The organism is Campylobacter sp. TJR-1 (genome assembly GCF_032840035.1).
GTDB lineage: Bacteria > Campylobacterota > Campylobacteria > Campylobacterales > Campylobacteraceae > Campylobacter > Campylobacter fetus.
In genome coordinates this window covers 189,311-205,459 of the sequence record NZ_JAWIZX010000005.1, presented here as the reverse complement: position 1 = coordinate 205,459, position 16,149 = coordinate 189,311, and the positions used below count along the sequence as shown (strand labels likewise).

The 16,149-nt window shown below is 33.9% G+C and carries 20 protein-coding genes; 3 read left to right on the top strand and 17 right to left on the bottom strand.

Annotated elements, in window-relative coordinates:
- The 11 genes from RVY88_RS07235 to RVY88_RS07185 form a co-directional block, all read right to left on the bottom strand.
- Positions 1–899: hypothetical protein (locus RVY88_RS07235; protein ID WP_317051287.1), on the bottom strand; the 899-nt coding region annotated here is incomplete at its 3' end.
- Positions 892–1,077: a hypothetical protein gene (locus RVY88_RS07230; RefSeq protein WP_002850358.1), complete on the bottom strand. Its 186-nt coding sequence runs from the start codon at positions 1,075–1,077 to the stop codon at positions 892–894. The genes RVY88_RS07230 and RVY88_RS07235, both read right to left, overlap by 8 nt.
- Positions 1,074–1,511, bottom strand: a complete 438-nt coding sequence (locus RVY88_RS07225) for a hypothetical protein (protein WP_002850356.1) — start codon at positions 1,509–1,511, stop codon at positions 1,074–1,076. The genes RVY88_RS07230 and RVY88_RS07225 overlap by 4 nt, the downstream gene beginning before the upstream one ends.
- 1 nt (position 1,512) lies before the next feature.
- A complete protein-coding gene (locus RVY88_RS07220; protein WP_024305397.1) occupies positions 1,513–1,983 on the bottom strand; it encodes a hypothetical protein in 471 nt (156 codons plus the stop codon).
- Positions 1,984–2,021: 38 nt separating this feature from the next.
- On the bottom strand, positions 2,022–2,228 hold the full coding sequence (locus tag RVY88_RS07215; protein WP_010404198.1) for a hypothetical protein: 207 nt from the start codon (positions 2,226–2,228) through the stop codon (positions 2,022–2,024).
- Positions 2,216–2,374, bottom strand: coding sequence for a hypothetical protein (locus RVY88_RS07210; RefSeq protein WP_010404305.1), 159 nt, complete (start codon positions 2,372–2,374; stop codon positions 2,216–2,218). Before RVY88_RS07210 ends, RVY88_RS07215 begins: the two co-directional genes overlap by 13 nt.
- Before the next feature lie 55 nt (positions 2,375–2,429).
- Positions 2,430–2,843 carry a hypothetical protein gene (locus RVY88_RS07205; RefSeq protein WP_024305396.1) on the bottom strand — a complete coding sequence of 138 codons (414 nt, stop codon included), beginning with the start codon at positions 2,841–2,843 and terminating at the stop codon, positions 2,430–2,432.
- 83 nt (positions 2,844–2,926) lie between these two features.
- Positions 2,927–3,205 (bottom strand): hypothetical protein, encoded by a 279-nt coding sequence (locus RVY88_RS07200; protein ID WP_235600132.1) that lies wholly within the window; start codon positions 3,203–3,205, stop codon positions 2,927–2,929.
- Between the two features lie 96 nt (positions 3,206–3,301).
- Positions 3,302–4,255: an AAA family ATPase gene (locus RVY88_RS07195; RefSeq protein ID WP_025370434.1), complete on the bottom strand. Its 954-nt coding sequence runs from the start codon at positions 4,253–4,255 to the stop codon at positions 3,302–3,304.
- 281 nt (positions 4,256–4,536) lie between these two features.
- A complete protein-coding gene (locus RVY88_RS07190; protein ID WP_162167557.1) occupies positions 4,537–7,092 on the bottom strand; it encodes a DDE-type integrase/transposase/recombinase in 2,556 nt (851 codons plus the stop codon).
- Positions 7,092–7,259, bottom strand: a complete 168-nt coding sequence (locus RVY88_RS07185) for a hypothetical protein (protein WP_164468585.1) — start codon at positions 7,257–7,259, stop codon at positions 7,092–7,094. The genes RVY88_RS07190 and RVY88_RS07185 overlap by 1 nt, the downstream gene beginning before the upstream one ends.
- A 106-nt stretch (positions 7,260–7,365) precedes the next feature.
- Here RVY88_RS07185 and RVY88_RS07180 point away from each other — a divergent pair, with 106 nt between their 5' ends.
- Positions 7,366–7,566: a hypothetical protein gene (locus tag RVY88_RS07180; RefSeq protein ID WP_025370431.1), complete on the top strand. Its 201-nt coding sequence runs from the start codon at positions 7,366–7,368 to the stop codon at positions 7,564–7,566.
- Here the strand turns inward: RVY88_RS07180 and RVY88_RS07175 are convergent.
- Positions 7,523–7,720, bottom strand: a complete 198-nt coding sequence (locus tag RVY88_RS07175) for a hypothetical protein (protein WP_002850329.1) — start codon at positions 7,718–7,720, stop codon at positions 7,523–7,525. The two genes, RVY88_RS07180 and RVY88_RS07175, sit on opposite strands and share 44 nt — an antisense overlap.
- A 160-nt stretch (positions 7,721–7,880) precedes the next feature.
- Here RVY88_RS07175 and RVY88_RS07170 point away from each other — a divergent pair, with 160 nt between their 5' ends.
- Positions 7,881–8,588, top strand: a complete 708-nt coding sequence (locus RVY88_RS07170; protein ID WP_002850327.1) for a helix-turn-helix transcriptional regulator — start codon at positions 7,881–7,883, stop codon at positions 8,586–8,588.
- Between the two features lie 314 nt (positions 8,589–8,902).
- Here the strand turns inward: RVY88_RS07170 and argS are convergent, their stop codons facing one another.
- The 5 genes from argS to fliR form a co-directional block, all read right to left on the bottom strand.
- Positions 8,903–10,498, bottom strand: coding sequence for an arginine--tRNA ligase (argS, locus tag RVY88_RS07165; RefSeq protein ID WP_038454019.1), 1,596 nt, complete (start codon positions 10,496–10,498; stop codon positions 8,903–8,905).
- Entirely contained in the window at positions 10,498–10,713 is a 216-nt protein-coding gene (gene tatA / locus RVY88_RS07160) for a twin-arginine translocase TatA/TatE family subunit (protein ID WP_002850316.1), read from the bottom strand. The genes argS and tatA overlap by 1 nt, the downstream gene beginning before the upstream one ends.
- 43 nt (positions 10,714–10,756) lie before the next feature.
- Positions 10,757–11,368, bottom strand: coding sequence for a guanylate kinase (gmk, locus tag RVY88_RS07155; RefSeq protein WP_011732205.1), 612 nt, complete (start codon positions 11,366–11,368; stop codon positions 10,757–10,759).
- A complete protein-coding gene (locus RVY88_RS07150; RefSeq protein WP_162167532.1) occupies positions 11,365–13,038 on the bottom strand; it encodes a hypothetical protein in 1,674 nt (557 codons plus the stop codon). The genes gmk and RVY88_RS07150 overlap by 4 nt, the downstream gene beginning before the upstream one ends.
- A 63-nt stretch (positions 13,039–13,101) precedes the next feature.
- Positions 13,102–13,875 carry a flagellar biosynthetic protein FliR gene (gene fliR / locus RVY88_RS07145; RefSeq protein ID WP_162167531.1) on the bottom strand — a complete coding sequence of 258 codons (774 nt, stop codon included), beginning with the start codon at positions 13,873–13,875 and terminating at the stop codon, positions 13,102–13,104.
- 187 nt (positions 13,876–14,062) lie between these two features.
- On the opposite strand from fliR, the gene RVY88_RS07140 reads away from it, so the two are divergent.
- A complete protein-coding gene (locus RVY88_RS07140) occupies positions 14,063–16,129 on the top strand; it encodes a TonB-dependent receptor (RefSeq protein ID WP_162167530.1) in 2,067 nt (688 codons plus the stop codon).
- The last annotated feature ends 20 nt before the right edge of the window (positions 16,130–16,149 follow it).

The window sequence follows — 16,149 nt, the reverse complement described above, 5'->3', positions numbered from 1 at the left end:
GTTTTATCTATATGCTTTACTACTTCATCTTTGCTAAGCGGGCTTGTATTTTTCATCTTTACTCCATCAATCTCTTCTTCATTTATCCACACCGGTACTAGCTCGGTTCTACAACGAAAATGATATGGTGGAAGCCCGAAGTTACTAGGGAGTATTTTACCAAAAAAAGGCTCATTTCTCCAAATAGCAGCTGCTTTTTTCTCGTTTATATCTTTAGCGTTTTGGATATTGTTGCTTTGAGCTTCTATATGCGAGGCTGGGATTATACGTCCATTCATACTTCTACAGATATCGCTTGTACGGCTATCTATCCTAGCTAATACTTTGTAATGCTTTACTCCGTATTTACTAGACTGATTTACTCTAGCTATGTTTTGAGCCTGACTTATAATGTGGTCGCTCACTCCTTCAAAATAGCTAGTATTTGCACTTAGCACGCCTTTAAACTTCTCTTTTAAGGTCTCTGCCATGTTTGCTCTTGTTATCTCGCCATTAAAGACTTTGGCCGTGATAGCTTTTAGATCATTGCTTATTTTTTCGTTGTAATCATTTTTCATCCAGTAGAAGTTTTTTCGCATCGTCTCTAGCGATTTTATATCTATTTCATCAAACGCAAATTTAGCCCCAGCACTACTAGCTAAGCTCTCGTATATCGTCTCGAAGTTTATATTCGGGACGCTTATCTCTAGTGCGTTTATCTTGTTTTCTACTAAGATTTTTAAGTTTGCATTATCATAGTTATCATAAATCATTAGAAATAGCTCATCTAATGCTGCTTTTAATGACTTAGCGTTTTGCTTGCTAAGTCCCATTAAAAGCTCATCTATAATCTCATCTTTGCTTTTTGTCTTTGCTATTTTGCTCTTAAGCAGTCTTGTAAGTAGATCTTTATCATACATCTTTTATCTCCTCTTTATATTCCTTTAGCTCTTGCCAATCACGCTCTTTTATAAGAACGGTTTCGTTTGTTTCAAACGTTTTTTTACATTTAAAACAATAGCGGAAGCGTCTATTTTCCAAGCCTTTTATGGTTGCTACCACTCTTGTTTTATCGTTGGCACAAAACGGGCATATCATTTTTTACCATCTTTCGCAATTTTATCTAAAATATAGATAATTTTGCTTGTGTTTTTAACATTTAGCTTAAAAGGGTCTGCGATTATCTTTAGTTTTTTTATAATAAACATTTTGAGCTGGCTCTCATTCCAACCCAGATCACTCATAGCCGCTTTTAATCTATCTACTTGCCTAAGCGTACTAAGCTGCTTTTTAGCTCTTGCTATAAGCTCCCTGCCTTTAGCATCTATCTCCTCAATCGCAATTAGCTTTCCGTGCAAAAGATCTAGGCAAGCATAAAGCTCCTTTATACTTAGCTCCGCGCTTGTACTGCACCTAAAATGACAATCTAAAAACATCTCCCACGCATCATTTTCTTTTAGCTCTTTGTAGCGTTTTGTGGTGTGAATTTTGCTAAGTAACTGCTTTCTTAGTATAGCTTGCTTTTCAGTCATTTTATCCTCCTTGTCGATTTTTGATTATCTCTCTTATGCGCTCAAATCCTGCATGCACTGCTGGATTTGTTGCTCTGTTTAAAAATTCAGGCGTTGCCTTTTTTGTGGGCGGATTTAGCGGAGTTGGGATAGCAAACGGATCGTATTTAGAAGGTTCATCTTTCTCATAATCCACTTTTGATTCTATGCGTTTTGGTACAAAGTTTAAATGTAAAAACTCTTTGGCGTGTGTCTTGTAATAAGCTCTTGCGGACTCCAAAAACTGTTCTTTGCTTTGCTCAAACTCAAATTTTGCCATATTGTGGCTAAAGACTATTGTTAGTTTTTCATCTTCACATATCACATTTTTTATAAATTTATGCAAGCTCTCTTTTAGTCCTGTTTTTACTAATCCAAGACCTAGCTTATGCCTATCAAGCTTAGGCCTTATATTGCCAAGTTCATAATCCATTTTTATACTCCAAAAACTCATTTATCAAGGCTTTAAAAACAATTTAAAGCCTTTGTAAATTAGTCTAAATTTAGCTTCTTTTTTGTCTTAATATAATACTCAACAAGCTCTTTGGCGCTTTTATATATCTCTTCTTCATCCTCCACTTCTATAGCTTCACATAACTCATCTATCATCTCATCAAGATCGCTTAGAATCTCAGCTAGATCAGACAATCTTTTTGATTTTTTTTCTTTTTCTATCTCTTTTTCCATCATATAACACATTTAAGCTCCTTTTTATTTTTATTATCTTTTGTGACGTCTTTGCTCTGTATCTCCAAAATAGAGAGCCTATACCCACAAGCTGGACATCTACTATAAGTAGCAGGTTCCACGCATTTACATTTTTTACATATTTTATAATATTTCATTTTTCTCCTTGAGATAAGACTTAATTGAGTGGTTAAGCTAACCACTCTATAAACCTTATATCAGGCTAATACTCGCTGCTTTTCCCTTTATCTCTAGGCACTCTTTTAAGCCATCATCATTAAGGGCTAACTCTTTTAGCCGTTTTTCAGGCTTATAAATTTTCTCTTCTTTTATAAGCAAAGAAAACTTATCTCCTAAAAGCAGGGCTAAAGTATCAGCGTCTTTTACTTTTACGTCCCAGCCTAGACTTACTTTAAGTCTGTTTCCACTAATGCTTTCAAAGCCTATGCTAAGAGCGTCACTATCACCTAAAAGCTCATTTGCCTTATTTGCAATGACATCCTTATACGCTTTAAGCTCATCATTTAGGCTATCTATCTTGCGTTTTAGATAAGCAAACTCATCAACTGCGGTTTCTAAGCTTTTATCGTGTATTTTTGTCTCATTTTTTCCTATTTTTACTAGCATTTTTTATCCTTTCCTCTCTTTTGTTTATCTTTTTTAGGCTTATTAGCCAACTTTTTATGGATACTTGCCATATTTTCTCCTTTTTATTCAAATTCAAGCTCAGTTATACCAAGCTCCCTGGCATATCTTTTCTCGGCCTTCATTCCGGCGCTATCTTTACTATAGACGCTTTTTGCATAGTATATATATGAGCAGTTTGACAGTAGCTCAAGACAAGCATTCATCACTCGCTCTCTATCGCTCTCATCAAATACATCGCAAAAAGCTAAAACCGGGCTTATAGGCTCATATCCAGCTTTTAAGACCTTTTTACAACTATGTAAAGCTATCTGTTTAGCAAAAAAATTTTCTTTGGCTTTCATCTCTTGCGACGCTTATACTAGCGTATGGTGATGCTACATATACTAGTCTCATCGTTCTTTTCATTCTTCTCCTTATTACTATGTGTTTTTAAAAAGCTAAGCTAAAACAACCATTTCAGAGGCTTTTGCAATGACTTCTTTATCAAGTGGCACCTTATAGTATTCGCTTAGTTTTAAAGCCTTTTTATAAAGCTTTGCACTACTTCTAAAATTACCGCCGCACCACTCATATATCAGCTCACCGCAGTTTGCATAGCCATCTTTAGTAAAACCGCCGCCTTTGGCTAACTTATTAGCAAAAGGCTTTGGCGATGAAAAATACTCTTTACACTCTTCTTTGCTAAGACCTTTCATAATCCACTTTGAGCCGATACGGCTGTAGAGTTGGCGAAGTTCTTTGTTTCTACCCATTAGGTTTTGCAGCAAAATCTCGGTGCCTACAAGCACCAAAGGTGTACGGCTAAAGTCGTGTATGCGACGTAAATCTTCAAGTGCCTTAAGTGGCAGATGCTCAGCTTCATCAATAAGCAGTATCCTTTCACAACCACTTAAATGTTTAGCGATCGCTTTTAGTTTGCCATTTAGACTTAGTGGAACACTTATCTTAAGTACTTCAGCAAGGTCATCAAGTAGGCTTTTTGCGCTAGTATGTGGCGTAGCTTCGACAAATACTGCATTTGGATTAGCTTTTACATACTCTTTTAAGATTGTAGTTTTGCCAGTCCCAGCTGCCCCATAAATCAGCGCTATTTCACGCTCATTTGCAGCTTCGTTTATCGCAAAATTACTCATTTGATAATCTAAGCCTTTAAAGACATCTTCTCTAAACTCTACTGTTTGAACTGGGGCATTTTTCTTAGCGTTTTGGCTATTTAGATAGGCTTTTATCTTTTTAGCAAGTCCTTCATTATCGCCTTTATACTCGCCTTTTTTAAACTGACTTATAGCCCCAGGACTTACTCCGATACTTCTTGCAAGAGCTGAAGCGCTTACCTCTTTATCTGTTAGATATGAACTAAGCTCATTCCTAATATCTTCAAATTTACTCATTTTTGTCTCCTTATTTTTAGGTTTAACCCTTTTTGGTAGCGGTGCGGTAGTGGCTCTAATAAGGAGAGCATTTGCCACCACCAAAAAAGGTTAAAGCTTTTGACAATGACAAGTTAAAAAACACGTTTTTTGTTTAGAATTTCACACAAAATTACGCTCTAAAAATACCAGCAAGAGTTCGGCTCACCCTACCTAGCTTTAAAAACGCTTTTTAAAAGCTTTTAAATACGATTTATACACTATTTAAACGCTTTTAAAAAATGTCTTTAAACGCCTTTAAATTATTTCTTCTTAACCATTCCTTCCCAGCTTATCTCTACTTGTTTTTTAGGTTTAGTAGGCACAAGTAATTCATTTATAACTCTTAAGCTTTTAGCTCTTTTATGTTCAGTCTTTACCAAAGCTCCTAGCTCATCTTCATATTCAAGTGCCGCACTTCCTACCTCCAAAGCCCTTGCATTTTTTACATATTCCACGTGCTCTATAAAACTATCTTGATTTATGGCAGCTGCTGCGTTTGCTGCTTTTCTTACCTTATCAATTTTCTTTTTAGTAAAAGCCCTTGCTTCTTTAGCTATCTCTGCACTTACTCCCTCTGTATTATTTAGCCTAGTTCCCACACCGATGAACTCGCCAATGGTGCTCCAGATATATACTTCATCTACATTGTTTATATTTGGAACTATCTTAACTTCATCATATTCAAAGCTCTTAGCGCAGATGTAGTAGGCATTATCATGCATGATGCCTTTTTTATAGACTTTTAGAGTGCTTGATAACCTCTCTATTTTATCTTCGTCACTCTTATATGCTTCAAGTGGGCTAGAGCCTAGCCTATCAAGCCACCTACGATTTATAAACTCATCTATATAGTCATCCATTAGCTTTTCAAGGTCGTTTATAAGCAGCATTCTTTTTAGATTAGTTTGCTCACCTTTTTTAAGACGTCTTTCCATCTTAGAAAATCCAAACTCAATGGCTTGTCTTTGCTCTACAGAGTGCCCTATAAATCCAGCTATATTTTGACTGAAGTTATCTTGAAAACTTCTCCAGCTTCTCTCTATATATGGTTTTAACCATCCACTATACGCCCTAACAGCAAGGTATTCTATATCCAAGCTCTCAAACGTGCCAGCCATTTCGTTACTTTTAAACGCCTTTCCGTTATCGCCTACTACTCTAAGAGGCTTACCAAATTTAGATATATATTTGGCCAAGCAGCGTTTAACTGTATAGATATTTTCGCTTTTTCCTATCACGTATGAGCAAACGCCACTATGCACATCTATGAGACCAACTACTGTGTAGCGTTTTTGGTTCTCTTTTACTCTCTCGCAGCACTCATCAAAGTCTCTAAACGCTTCTTTATTCATCTTCCATATCGCACTAGCAAGATCAAGGTTGATCTTCTTAGCAAACAGATCAAGCGTTGTAGCGTCTATCTCTACATACTCATTTGCAAAGTCTGCTTTCCAGTCAGCTTTGCCAACTCCGGCTAGTTTTGAATTCACCGCTCCGTCATAGCCTTTTTCTATGTATAGAACCGTAGTTGGATTCTCTTTTTTCCACTTGTTTACATATCTATTTATAGAGTCGTAGGCTACTATCTCTTTTTGTTTGCCGATGAACTCATCATGGCTTAAAAGCCCTAAGCTTACAAAGTGGTGATGAAGTCTATTATAGACATTATATGAGTTTATCTTGCCTTGACTTGATAAGATTAGCTCATCTACTTTTTCTTTATATCCTAATAACTCCACAAGAAGTGGTCTGTTGCCACCACGCTCATCAACTAGCCCTTTTATGCCGCCATTTGCGTATTTTTTAGCCCAGTCGTAAATTTGCCCTTTTGATACTCTTTTGCCATACATATTGTTTATGTTTATGTATTGCAAAAACGCATCTATTTTTACTTTTCTATCACGAGCCTTTAGCCAAAGCTTTACTACTTTGGCTTTTAGAAATGCATCTGCTTTTTTATCATCATTTATATTCATATCATCAAAAAGCTCTGCTAAGCTATTTTTTTGCTCTATAGCATAGCTTTGAAACTCATCCACGCTATTATCAGCATTATCACGTTTGCCGCTAGATATATGTGGGTTTCGTATCTCTTGTAAATTTGCTTTATTTTCTTTATCATTAATGTCCTTTGAAATCTCTCTTCTATTATCACTTGTGACGCCCACACAAACGCCACTATTATCGATATCCACAGCAAAACCGCCCATATTATGAATATTGCAAAAATTGCCACTAATACTATTTTTGCCATCACTCTTCCCCCATTTATCTATCACCAAATTTGCCTTATTAGCTCTATTTTCCCTAATATCTGCTCCTATCACAGACTCTCTATCTGCGATAGTTCTGTTTTGGCTGCTTTTATCCAGGCTCTCTTCTTGCGTTTCATAGCTAGTCTTATTATATTTTTCATCATTTACGCTACCCTCACTGCTTTTTGGCTCAAGGCTTGTCTCTTTTGCAGTGTCTTCTTGCCAAGCCTTACTGCTCTTATGCTCACCTTGCCACTGTGTGCTAGCAAGGTTACAACAAAGCCCTTGCTTTGCAAATGCTCTGCTAGTTCTAGTATCGCTGATATCTTCAATGTTATATCCTTTACTTATAAGTTTATTTTCGCTTTGCTCATCTAGCCAAATTTGGAGGATTTTGCCGCTTGAGCCACCACGGCTACCATTTATACGTTTAAACGGTAAAATTTTACCGTTTATAGTGCAAAATTTTTTGCCTTGTTTTTCTGCTCTTTTTACAGACTTAACAAGTGCATCATATTTTACTCCAAACACATCAGCCGCAGTCTTACTATCTACCCACATTACGCTACTTTTATCCCATCTTTTTTTAAGATTTTTGCCGCTTTTTTGCTTATATAGCCCTTATACAAGCTACTAAGAGACAGACCACGCATCTGGCAATAATCTTTTAAATCATATTTAGTTTTTTGCTTTACAGACTTTGCTATAGGCGTTACTCTTTTACCCACTTTTACTCCTTTATTTAAATTTTTATTGTTAAACCAATATTCCACTTTAAAGACCCCTTTGGTATAATTATACTGCCAACAAATCTTATAGAAAGGAGTCATTAAAATGGAAACTTTAAGCCAAAACGCTAAAGAGCAACTAGCTATAAAAATTTTAGAAGAATTTGGATGCTTTAACGAAGCAATCCAAATATCCTCTAAAAAATCATTAGAGCCACACTCACTGCCTCAAGATAGTGTAGAATATATCACAAATAGGTATATTACAGCACTCGAGATGATTGACGAAGTTTGCGAATCTCGCTAGACAAAATCACAACTACAGGGGTCAAATCGTACCCTTGTAGTTGTCTCTTTTCTCTCTTAAACACCTCTGTAGCATCTTCTTCTAAAAACATCTTAGCTATTAAAGCGTCTCTTTCTTGACGCTGCCCCACTTCTAGCTCTTTTAACTTACTCATTTTATCTCCTTAAAATTTGGTTTAACAATAAAAATTTAAATAGCATTTGTTAAATTTATCTTTTTGTGATACAATTTTCTAAACAAACATTGAAATTATACAGTAAAATTTTACCGTTGTCAATATAAAACGGAAATATTTTACATTAATAAGGTAAAAAATGGGATACGGCAATCAGATAAAGGCAATAAGAATAGAAAAAGATATATCAAGAGTAGAATTAGCCGATATGATAGGTGTTAGTATAAAAACTATGTATAACTACGAAAATGAAATAACCAAAATATCAAGTGAAGATTTACAAAAAATATCTAATATTTTAAATTATAATTTTATGTCCAGCAATATGTCCAGCAAAAATAATAAATATGTCAAGCAATCCCAAAATTTGTCCAGCAATAAGCCTTTAAACACTTCAAACCTTAAAAAGTCACAAGATATTATAAATATACCTTATTTTGAAGATACTTACGCTAGTGCAGGATCTGGAATTATAAATTATGATGAAACTCCTATTGTCATGAGTTTTGATATAAATTTTTTGCGTGTATTTTTAAAGATTACTGGTTCTTTAAATAACCTACATATTATAAACGCAAAAGGTGATAGCATGGAGCCTACTATAAACGGCGGGGAACTATTATATATAAATCCTTACGATAATGAACAAAGCGTTATTAGTGGGTGTATATATGTGATAAACTATGATGGCGATATTTTTGTCAAAAGAGTAGATAAAAATCCAGTCACAAAATCTCTTACGCTCATTAGCGATAACCCAAAGTATGAACCTATTAAGATAGAAGCAACAGATTTAATAAATTGCAAAATAATAGGAAGAGTAGTAGCTCATACTTCTAGGATTTAAAAGCGATTTAATGGGCTTTTAAATGGTTTTTAAAAACTTTGTAAAGTTTATGGAAAGAAAATGTAAAGAAGTGTAAAGCTAAATTCATTAGTTTGATTTTGCTAAAAATACCCTCAAATATCGCTAAAATCAATCTTTAAGCTATTTTTATATCAGTTAGATTTTAAATAACTCTTTACAATATCAGATAAAAATCAAAAATATCAAATTCACAAGAGATTTAAGCATTATTTTTCACACAAAAAAACAAGAAGATTCTGAGTTTATAGGCATAGCAACCGCTCTTCAAAGTAAGCTAGCTGCTATATATAAACTCAATGTTCCATCTTATCTTTTGCTTTAATACCGATCAAATTTAAAGCTACTTTGATGCTAAGAGCGACCACGCTAAATAGCTTTAAAAGTTCATCTTCGTTTTTACTTCCTACTACTCTGTTTTCATTATAAAACTTATGAAAACTAGCACTTAAAGATTTTAGGTATTCAGGTATTTTATGAAGCGATCTTGAAGTAACGGCGTCTTCTAGTACTTCAGGCAAAATAAGTGCTTCAAAAAGTAAATTTTTACCACTCTCATCTAAATTTGAGAGATCGGCACCTACCACGTCATTTGGAAGCTTACTTGCTTTTGCGAATACTTGATTTACTCTTGCATGAGCGTAATTTATGTAAAATATAGGATTTGAGCTATCTTCTTTTTTGAGTTCGTCTATATCAAACTCAAGGCTACTTGTATTTGCTTTTGAGATAAATATGAATCTAAGAGCGTCGCTTCCTATCTCGCTTAATATATCGCTCATAAGTACACTAGTTCCAGCTCGTTTGCTCATCTTAAACGGTTTGCCTTCTTTTAACAAACTCACCATCTGCATTAAAATTACTTCAAGTCTACTCTCGTCATATCCAAGAAAATTTATAGCTGCTTTAATGCGAGCTATGTATCCGTGGTGATCAGCACCCCAAATATTAATATAATGTTTATATCCTTTTTTAAATTTAGCATCATGATAAACTATATCTCCAGCTAAATAAGTAGGTCTGCCGTCACTTCTTATAACAACTCTATCGCTATCATCTCCAAGCATAGTTGAAGCTATATAAGTAGTTTGGTCTTTTTCATACATCTGTCCGCTTGAGGCAAGCTTTTTTATCGTTCCTTCAAGCTCATCATAAAGTGATTTTTCACTAGCCCAACTCTCTATAAAAATGCCAACGTCTTGCAGATCTTTTTTGATAATCTTCAAAACTTCATCTTTACCGAATTCCGCAAGTTCGAGATTTCTACTCTCGTCATAAAAGATATCTTTTCCAAATTTACCAAGAGCAAGCTTAGCAATATCTTCGATATATTCACCTCTGTAGTATTTATCTGGATACTGTACATTTTCATTGAACAAGGCTTCGCGCGCAAAAAGACTTATAGAAATCCCAAGCAAATCTATCTGATTTCCTGCGTCATTTATATAGTACTCAGTAAAAACATCAAGTCCAATGTGCCTTGCTACTCTAGCTAACGTATCGCCGTACACTGCTCCTCTTACGTGTCCGATATGAAGAGGTCCGGTCGGATTTGCGCTGATATATTCGATAAAAATATCTTTTTGACTCTGGGGTTTTTTGCTTCCAAAACTCTCTGCAAGACTCAAAGCGTTATTTGCAAGAGAATTTAAAAACTCACCTTTTAATTTAAAATTTAAATATCCGTTTATACTAAAAACGTCAAAAAGTTCATGATTTTCAAATTTAAGTGCAAGCTGGGAAGCTATAATTGCGGGTGATTTTTTGAACTCTTTAGCAAGAGAAAATGCGAAAGGAGTTGCGTAATGAGCAAGATTTTTATCCTTTGGCTTCTCAAGGATAAAATCACGCCCCAAAACTCTATAAATTTCGCTCTTAACACTGTTTTTCATCAAACGTTCTTTGTTGTTTCGTTTTGTTTTGTACTTTGGGTTTCGCTATCTGCTTTCTCTATTTTTTCTACCGGAGTTTCATCCTCCATCTCTTTTTTAAATGTTTTAATACCTTTTCCAACGCCTTTTGCAAGCTCTGGTATCTTTTTAGCGCCAAATAATAACACTATAATGGCAAGAACTATCAGCCAATGTCCCATACTAAAACTACCCATATTATCTCCTTAATTTTAAATATTTTAACACAAATTTATAAATTTAGCAAACGTTCCAGCTGTCTATCACGGCGTTTATATCATAATTTTTTGTTTTTACGCTCATAGTTTCAAAGATGGATTTTAAACTAGAATATGACCTATCAAGATCATCATTGATAATCAGATAATCATACTCGTTTATGTGTCCCATCTCGGTTGCAGCATTAAATAGTCTATTTTCTATAGCATCTTTTAAATCAGCATCTCTGATCTCAAGACGTCTTTTTAGCTCATTTCTATCTTTTGTAGTTACAAAAACCGATGTTATGATCTCGCGATACTTTTTCATAGCCAAATGAAATCCTTGAACATCGATATCAAAAATTACTATTTTTCCATCTTTTAAAGCTTTTTCAACCGGTTCAAGGCTAGTTCCATAGTAATTTTTATGCACATAAGCCCATTCTAAAAATTTAGCTGTTTCTATACCGGTTTTAAACTCATCTTCACTTATATAATGATAATTCACTCCATCTTTTTCGCCATCTCTTATAGATCTTGTGGTGCTTGAGATCGAGAAATATATATTATCAAAATCTCGCATAAGCTTACTTAGCAGCGTACTTTTGCCACTTCCACTAGGTCCGCTTATTATCAAAATTTGTCCGCTCACGCCTTTTCCTCAAAACTTATATTTATCTTTATATTTATATCTTTTAATGCATCTTTTATAGTACTTGAGTTTAAAGACTCCGTTATCTGTTCACTGATTTTCTTAGCTAATTCACTTTTTAGCTCGCTATCATCAATAATTTTAGATACCGGCGCTTCTTTAACATCATCTGAACTTCGGCTTATTTCTTCATTTAATGCCGTTTTGATATCTTTTTCGCTTATCTCATCTATATTTGTAGCTTCATGACTGTTAATGCTAACTGATTCTTGGCTTAAATCTTTATCATGCACAGCGTCATTTTGTAAAGATGCCTCATCTACTATAGTATTCTCATTTATATCTTCAAGTTCATCATTATCAGACTCGTTAACCGATATTTCATTTTCCAAAACATTCACTTCATCACTATGACTTGTAATTTCATCTAAACTATTAATTGAATTTTCATCTATTTTATCGGTTTCAACGCTGTTTTGTATTGCGTCCATATTTTTATCTGAATTTTCAGTCTCAATAATATCGTCTGTAAATTCCTCTAAATCGCCATCTGAATTTTCACTTTGATTTTCTATTTCAGTAATGTTTTGCATTTCGTCTAAGTTATCGGCTACGTCTACATTATCGATCTCTTTTAGAACTTTGTCTATGCTTGTTATGTCACTTGGTTGCTCATCTAAATTCATATATTCATCTTCATTTTCCGCTTTATCTATATCATCTATAGGCATATTATCGATCTCTTCTATCATACTACTAAGCTCATCGAGCTCATCGCTTTTTATCTCAGTAAATTCTTCTTTTTCATCATTATCTAAATTCGCATTCTCACTAACGTCATCTTCTAAATTTGATTCATTATTCATCTCGTCTATAACGTCATTTTTAAAATTCAAATCATCATCAAAGCTAGATATATTATCTATATTTTGCGTATCTCCGGTCTCTTTTATAGCATCTTTTAATTCATCTTGAGTGATCTCTTTAATGCTATCTTCTACTTCGTAATCTTCGCTAGATGGCATGATTTCATCGTCTTGTGCGCTATTTTTTTGTTCGTTATCTGCGTCTTGTTCATTGGTTTGAAAAGCTAAATCATCGACAAATTCATTAGTATCAATTTCTTCGTCTATTGGCTGTTCGTCTAAATTTTTATGATCATCTGCATGATCAAGATTATCAAGTAATTCACTATCCAAATTATTTGCATCAAGCAATTCATCATTTAAATGTTTACTAAAATCTATATCATCTATATCTCTTAGCTCTCCAAATTCATTTCCAAGTTTTACATTATCTTCATCATTTATATCTTTTTTATGATTATTTAAATTTGAATCATCTGTTTTATCGCCCATATAAGGCAGAGGTTTTTTTAATATATTTTCTACAACATCAATAAAGTCAGTTGGCAAAAACGGTTTCTCAAGTACATTTTTTCCTGATATATTTTCATAATTTCTAGGGACTAGGTATAAAATATCTTTTGCATATAAAGAGTAGTTACTATTTTCATCAAAAAGAGCGCTATCGCAAATAAGTAGATCATAATCCACGCCATTAATACTATCGGTATCTGCAACCTCTATAAACTCATAACCGAGTTTTGCAAGGCTTACATTTACTAGGCGCGACACTGCTGGATTATCATTAAGTAAAACAACTTTCATTATAGCTCCTTATGGAATCTTTTTTCAATATTTTACGCTATTTTTCATTATTAATAGCTTTATTTAAAAAAATAAACCAGGCAAATCATTTAAAACTTGCATCATAAGCGATGTAAATAACTTAACCATAGCTGAAATAATAGCCATAATAACTACAAAAGCAATTGCGATTTTGATAGGAAAACCGACTACAAGAAGATTGAACTGAGGCATAGTTTTCATAAGCATTCCAAAAATAAGATCGGCTAACAATGATAAAGCTAATATAGGAAACGATATGATAAATCCAAATAAAAATAAATTTATCACGCCTTTTGCAGTGTATTTCACTATATTTTCGTCGGGATAAAAGCCGCCTAAAGGGATAAATTGTAGTGAATAAGCTATAAATTGTAGCACTATATGGTGACCATCAAAAAGTAAAAATGCTAATAATACGATAAAATTTAGCATATTTGAGATGAGAGGCATATTAACTCCGCTTTGCGGATCGATCACGCTTGCCATAGAAAATCCCATAATCATAGAAATTTGTCCTCCAGCTAGCTGTAAAGCACCAAATACAAGCATTAGAAGCACTCCGGCACACATACCAAACATCAACTCCGAAAATGTTTCTAAAATCAGATATTCTACACTCAAATTTTCAAGACCGACCGGCGCATGAGCAAGAGGAAATAAAAATATAGCAAACATAAACGAAAGAGCCGCTTTTATAATGACAGGAATTTGCATATGGTTAAAAAACGGGAAAAAAACCATAAGCGCACCTGTTCTTACAAGAAGCAAAAAAAATGCAACTACGTTATTTTGACCTAGATAATTTACAAATTCCATATCCAAACTTTTTGATTTTATGATTGATATTTTACTTAAATTGGTCTAAATTTAATATTATTTTTAAAGATAATTACATTCTTGCACAGTTAATATAGTTTAATAATATAAATTATTTTAATAATAATTTTATATATTTCTGATACAATAATATTGTATTTTGAAATTCATAATCAGGATATAAATAATGAAAAAATTCGTATTTTTTAGTATTTTAGCGGTGGTGGTTATATTTGCAAATAATGAATACAATGCAACATTGCCACCCACTAAGATAGAAAGTAAGTCAGACGTCGATACTCTAAAAGGTTACGTAGGCTACGATAGAGCTCAAGGAAGCAGAACAGACTTGTTATTAAAAGAGACGCCTCAAACTATAGATATATTAGATATCAGTAGAAATAAAAGTTATGGACAAAACGACCTTAGCTCGATCCTTGAAGGGACTGCAGGGATAGACACGACTTATGATATGAGAGCAGACAACATTTTTGTCAGAGGCTTCAACGCAGATGCCGGAGATATCTATAGAGACGGTGTTAGAGATAGCGGACAAGTTAGAAGAAGTACGGCAAATATCGAGAGGATAGAGATATTAAAAGGACCCAATTCCGTATTATATGGAAGAGGTGCGGGCGGTGGAGTCATAAATATGGTAAGCAAAGTGGCAAATTTTAACTCTAAAAGCTTGGCCACCGTAGGTTATGGATCATACGATAATAGATACTTTGGACTAGACATGAATCATGTATTCAATGAAAATTTTGCAGCCAGAGTGGTTGGAGATCTAAGAGATAGCAACTCTTATAGAGATTATATAGAAGAAAAAAGTAAAATGATATCGCCTAGTATTATCTATTATAAAGATAATTTTAGCCACCTTTTGGAATATACTTATGATTACGCAAAAAGAGTTCCAGATAGAGGACCGACCAAAGACGTGTATGAACAAATGGGTATAGACTACAAAAAAACTTTTGCTAGGCAAGGGGACATTGTAGAAGATAGACTGCAAATGTATAGATCAAAACTGAATTATGATTTTAGCGACAAAATGTATATTGAATGGGTTTTGGCTTACAGAAAAGCTAATCAAAGCTTTGATCACTATTTTGGTGGTAAATACGACCCAAAAACTAAACTTTTATCTCAAAGTTATGCTTGGCAAAATACAGATAATAGCACGTTTTTAAATTCAATTAGCGCAAATTTCGACTTTGACACATTTGGAAAAAGAAATAAACTACTTTTAGGCTATGATTTCCAAATAGAAAAAAGAGAGCCGCTAATTGGTATAAAAAGAAATCAAAATATAGATCCATTTAGTCCGCGAATAAGTTGGGGCAGGATAAATACTCCAGCAGCAAGCATTAGCAACAAGCATAAAGCCACGAATCACGGAGTATTTGTGCAAGAGTTATTTTATATCACAGATAGTTTAAAATTTGCTTTAGGAGGTAGGCTAGACGAGTATAAATTTAGTTCAAAAGATATCAAGAATAAAAGCAATGAGTATAAAGGAGACAATTTCAGCTATAATTATGGATTAGTTTATGATATAAATTCTCAGCACACAGCTTACGCCGCGTATAATAAAAGTTTTTCTCCATATGGAGGCAATGGTTATGTTGGTATATCTACCACAACTGATCCAAAAGGATTTAATACAAAACCTGAAAACTCACAGCAATATGAAGTAGGTATAAAAAGCGACTGGTTAAATAACTCTATAAGTACAACTCTATCAACTTATGTGCTAGAGCATTACAACATAAGATATAGACCAGATCCGATAAATGATCCGTTCACATACGCAATTAGAGGTAAAGAACAGTCTAAAGGCGTGGAATTTAGTGCGATCGGTAAAATATCAGACAATGTTTATATAAGAAGCTCGGTTAGTTTTATGAAAGCTAGAGTAAAAAAAGATAAACAAAATCCTTTAAACGAAGGTCGTCACCTAAGTGGAACAGGGAATTTTAATACAAATGTATTTATAAGATACATACCTATCAAAGATCTATATGCGGAGATTGGCGCAGTACATTCGTCTAAAAAATTTTATTATAGCAGCGATGGAAAAGAGATAAATTTAGATGGTTTTACTAGATATGATGCTCTAGTCGGCTATAACTATAAAAATCTAAATTTAAGCTTCGCCGTGCAGAATTTATTTGATAAAAAATACTGGAGAAGTTCGGCAATGCCCGGTACACCTAGAAATTTTATGGCAAATATATCTTATAAATTTTAGTTATTTTACCGATATATATG